Annotated in this window: 4 protein-coding genes; 3 read left to right on the plus strand and 1 reads right to left on the minus strand. The window is 73.0% G+C overall.

Annotated features, from left to right (window positions below):
* Window positions 1-60: 60 nt before the first annotated feature.
* Window positions 61-804 carry a hypothetical protein gene (locus ABZ914_RS47630; protein ID WP_500201244.1) on the minus strand — a complete coding sequence of 248 codons (744 nt, stop codon included), beginning with the start codon at window positions 802-804 and terminating at the stop codon, window positions 61-63.
* A gap of 303 nt (window positions 805-1107) precedes the next feature.
* Here ABZ914_RS47630 and ABZ914_RS47635 point away from each other — a divergent pair, with 303 nt between their 5' ends.
* The 3 genes from ABZ914_RS47635 to ABZ914_RS47645 form a co-directional block, all read left to right on the plus strand.
* Window positions 1108-1746 carry a hypothetical protein gene (locus tag ABZ914_RS47635; RefSeq protein WP_387027049.1) on the plus strand — a complete coding sequence of 213 codons (639 nt, stop codon included), beginning with the start codon at window positions 1108-1110 and terminating at the stop codon, window positions 1744-1746.
* Between the two features lie 154 nt (window positions 1747-1900).
* The gene (gene qcrB, locus ABZ914_RS47640) at window positions 1901-3577 is read left to right on the plus strand and encodes a cytochrome bc1 complex cytochrome b subunit (RefSeq protein WP_500201245.1); all 1677 of its coding nucleotides are present in this window, start codon (window positions 1901-1903) and stop codon (window positions 3575-3577) included.
* A 78-nt stretch (window positions 3578-3655) separates the two neighbouring features.
* Window positions 3656-4217, plus strand: a 562-nt coding sequence (locus ABZ914_RS47645) for an RNA polymerase subunit sigma-70 (protein ID WP_500201246.1), incomplete at its 3' end; no start/stop codon positions are given.

Genomic DNA, 4217 nt, shown 5'->3' on the forward strand with positions numbered 1-4217 from the left:
CGCGTCCCGGCACGGGACGCGGCGGGCCGAGGCGGGCCGGGGCGGGGTCCGCCGGGTCGCTCAGGCGGGGGTGAGCCGCCAGTAGCCGTGCGGGTTGTGGAAGAAGTCGTCCTCCGCGAACCGCTCGCACGGGCCGTGCCGCAGCACCCACTGGTCCGCGCCGTCCTCCAGGGCGAACGTCTCGCCGTCGTGCAGCTCCCGCGTCCGCTGCTCCATCAGCAGGTAGAGCGCCAGCCCGTCGATCAGGTCGAGGACGTCCTCGGGGTGCGGGGCGCCCGGATGGTCCAGCTCGACGTCCGGGGCACCGAGAAGGTGCATGCCGCAGCTGAAGTACAGCGCGCCGGTCGTGATCGGCCGCTTGACGCACGCCTGGTACAGCGGGACGGCCGCCTCCTGGCCCGCGTACGCCTTGTAGGCGAGGTCGAGCCACCGGTCGCGGCCGTGCGCGAGCCCGTTGCTCTCGTTCTTCACCGCGGTCGCGCCGGAGCGCAGCAGCCGGGCGGTCAGCGCGAGGGTGCGGCGCGCGACGGTGAACGCGACGCCGGGGCGGGCGGCCGGCGACAGCAGGTAGGCGACGGTGTCGTGGCCGCGCACCGCCTCCCAGTCCAGAGCGGTGAACGAGGCGCCGGCGCCGCACGCCTCGAACGCGGCCGGCATCCGCGGGTCCGGCGCGTGCCCGGAGTACTCCCAGTCGAGCTCGAAGCCCTCCGGCTCGGCGATCGCCTCGACCTCGGCGAGGTCGAGCCCGGCGCCGAGGACGCACAGGACATGCCGGGAACCCACCGACGTGTGCTCATCAATCATCAGGCGGCAGGCTACGCGAAGATCGTGGTCATGGCAGAGGTTCGCCGTGATCAGCGGGCCGCCGCCGCGGTGGCCGCCGCGGGACGCGCGGTGCGGCCCGTGACGGCGGGCAGGAGGCACCTCCCGGAGACGGGGCCGCATCAGCGGGACGCGGCGGGGAAGGGTGATTACATGGACTTATGACGCCGTCCGGACGAGCGCGATGTGGGGCAGGTCACAGCCGGACCGGGCCCGATCGCGTCACGTTCGGCGGCACTGATCCATCTTCTCTGTGACGGGTCGCACGGAGGGTTTGGAGGGGGCATGGGCGCCATACCGGAGAGCAGCACGCCACGGCGGTTCAACCTGACCATGCTGAACGCCGCCTATGACGCGTTCCGACGGGACATGGCCCGGATGTCGGCCGCCGCGGACGCGGACGCCGCGCCGGACCCCGGGCGGGTCGCCCGGGGATGGGCGATGTTCCGCCGGCACTGGCTGGCCCAGCAGGCCGCCGAGCAGCGCGCGTTGTGGGCGGTGATGCGCGGCCGGGAGCGTCCCGCCGTGTTCGACGCGCTGGAGACGCGCGCGTTCCGGGTCGTCCCGCTGCTGGACGGGGTCGACGCGGCGCTGGAGCACGGCGACCGGCGCGCCCTGCGCCAGTACGCGCGGGCGCTGCCGGCGGCGGTGAACGACCTCCTGGACTACAAGGAGGCGGAGATGCTGCCGCTCATCCACCGCGCGCTGACCCCGTTCGAGTGGGGCACCTTCGACGTCGAGATGCGCCGCGAGCTGGGCATGCGGGGGCTGGGCTCGTTCGTGCCGTGGCTGCTGGACGGGGCGCCCGACGCCACGTCCCGGGCGGTGCTGCGGCTGCTGCCGCCGCCGTTCCGGATGCTGTACCGGGCGCGCTGGCTGCCGCGCTACCGGCGCCGGGAGAGGTGGGCGGCGCCCGCCGTCTGAGCGCCGCCATGTCGTGAACACCGCCATGTTGTGAACACCGCCATGGTCTGAGCGCCGCCATGTGACGGGCGTTACATCGCCTTGTGTCACGTTTCGTCGGTCTGGATCGGTCTTATGCGCAGAACCGGTCCAGACCGACGAAAGGACGGCGTCGATGGCGGACACGATGCCGAGCACGGGGACGGGTGCGGCGCGGGGCGTCGACGCCGCGGCGCACGCCCTCGACGAGCGGCTCGGCACCACCGGCTTCGCGCGCAAGGCGCTGCGCAAGGCCTTCCCGGACCACTGGAGCTTCCTGGTCGGGGAGATCGCGATGTACTCGTTCGTGGTCATCCTGCTCACCGGGGTGTACCTCACCCTGTTCTTCAAGCCGAGCATGAACGAGGTCACCTACCACGGCTCGTACACGCAGTTGCAGGGCGTGCGGATGAGCGAGGCGTACGCCTCCGCACTGAAGATCAGCTTCGACGTGCGGGGCGGGCTGCTCGTCCGGCAGCTCCACCACTGGGCCACGCTGATCTTCCTGGCCTCGATCCTGGTGCACACGCTGCGGCACTTCTTCACCGGCTCGTTCCGCAAGCCGCGCGAGCTGAACTGGATCATCGGCGTCGTCATGCTCATCCTGGCGATGCTCAACGGGCTGTTCGGCTACTCGCTGCCGGACGACCTGCTGTCGGGCACCGGCATCCGGATCCTCGAGGGCGTCACCGCGGCCATCCCCGTGGTCGGGACGTACCTGGTGATGTTCCTGTTCGGCGGGGAGTTCCCCGGCAACGACATCATCCCGCGGCTGTACGTCATCCACGTGCTGCTGATCCCCGGGCTCCTGGCGGCGCTCGTCCCGCTGCACGCGGTCGTGCTGACCTGGCGGCAGACCCACACCCAGTTCCCCGGCAAGGGCAGCAGCAACACCACCGTGCGCGGCTACCCGTTCTTCCCGGTGTTCATCGGCAAGACCACGTCGCTGTTCCTGTGGGTGCTGGGCGTCACCACGCTGATGGCCGCGTTCATCCAGATCAACCCGATCTGGCTGTTCGGCCCGTACGATCCGGGCGCGATCAGCTCCGGCTCCCAGCCGGACTGGTACATGGGCTGGCTGGAGGGCGCGCTGCGGATCATGCCGGCCTGGGAGGTCACCGCGTGGGGGCACACGGTCACGCTGAGCGTGGTCGTCCCGGCGCTGGTGGTGCCCGGGTTGCTGTTCACCGGACTCGCCCTCTACCCGTTCCTGGAACGCTGGGTCACCGGCGACCGCCAGATCCACCACCTGCTCGACCGGCCCCGCGACGTCCCGGCGCGGACCGGGATCGGCATGGCCGGCGTGGTGTTCTTCGGCGGCCTGTGGGCGGCGGGCGGCAACGACGTCATCGCCGACCGGTTCGACGTCCCGCTGTTCTGGACGACCTGGTTCTTCCGGGGCCTCGTGATCCTCGGGCCCATGCTGGCCTACGCCGTCACCTACCGGATCTGCGTCGGCCTGCAGCACCGCGACCTCGCGCTCGTCGAGCACGGCCTGGAGACCGGCGTCATCCGGCGGTCGCCGGAGGGCCGGTACAGCGAGGTCGAGCGGCGCCTTCCGGCGGAGCGGACGGCCGCGATCACCGATCCGCGCCCCGCGCCGGCGGTGCCGCTGGACGTCCCGCCCGAGACCGGCGGGGTCGAGAGCCCGCGGGCCCGGAGCCGGACGGCGCGGATGCGCGCGGCCCTCAACCGCCGGTTCCGCGCGGACCTGGCCGTCGTCCCGGACACGGCGCCGGACGCCCCCGCGATCGAGGACGGCGGCGCGCACGGGGAGGGCGCCGGCTCGGCGGCCGCGCGGGCGTCCCGCTGAATCCGCGGGCCGGAACCCGGTCCCTTTTCCGCTCCGCACGGGTCCGTACAGGTGTGAGAGCGGTGGAGGGAAGTGCCGATGGCCGATGACGGGGAGTTCGCGCGGCTGACCGATCCGTACCGGTCCGAGCTGCTGGTGCACTGCTACCGGATGCTCGGGTCCCTGGACGAGGCGGAGGACCTCGTCCAGGAGGTGTACCTGCGGGCGTGGCGGTCGTTCGACCGGTTCGAGGGGCGCGCGTCGCTGCGCACCTGGCTGCACCGGATCGCGACGAACGTGTGCCTGACCGGGCTCGGCGCCCGGCGCCGGCGGCCGCTGCCGTCGGGGCTCGGCGCCCCGGGCTCCGATCCGGAGGGCCCGGTCGGGCCGGCCCGGACGGAGGTCGAGTGGCTGCAGCCGCTGCCGGGCCGGTGGGCGGACGCGGCGGACGGCGGCGACCCGGCGGCGGTCGTCGCGTCCCGCGCGGGGGTCCGGCTGGCGCTGATCGCGGCGCTGCAGCACCTGCCCGCGCGGCAGCGGGCGGTGCTGATCCTGCGGGACGTGCTGGGCTGGCGGGCGGCCGAGGTCGCCGAGACGCTCGGCACGTCCACGGTCGCGGTGAAGAGCATGCTGCAGCGGGCGCGCGAGCAGATCGAGCGGC

Origin of the sequence: Spirillospora sp. NPDC046719 (genome assembly GCF_040645715.1) — a bacterium.
GTDB lineage: Bacteria > Actinomycetota > Actinomycetes > Streptosporangiales > Streptosporangiaceae > Spirillospora.

Bases quoted from the DNA above. Each gene is read 5' to 3' on its own strand.
- ABZ914_RS47630 (WP_500201244.1), bottom strand. From the start codon at position 804: ATGATTGATGAGCACACGTCGGTGGGTTCCCGGCATGTCCTGTGCGTC.
- ABZ914_RS47635 (WP_387027049.1), top strand. From the start codon at position 1,108: ATGGGCGCCATACCGGAGAGCAGCACGCCACGGCGGTTCAACCTGACC.
- qcrB (WP_500201245.1), top strand. From the start codon at position 1,901: ATGGCGGACACGATGCCGAGCACGGGGACGGGTGCGGCGCGGGGCGTC.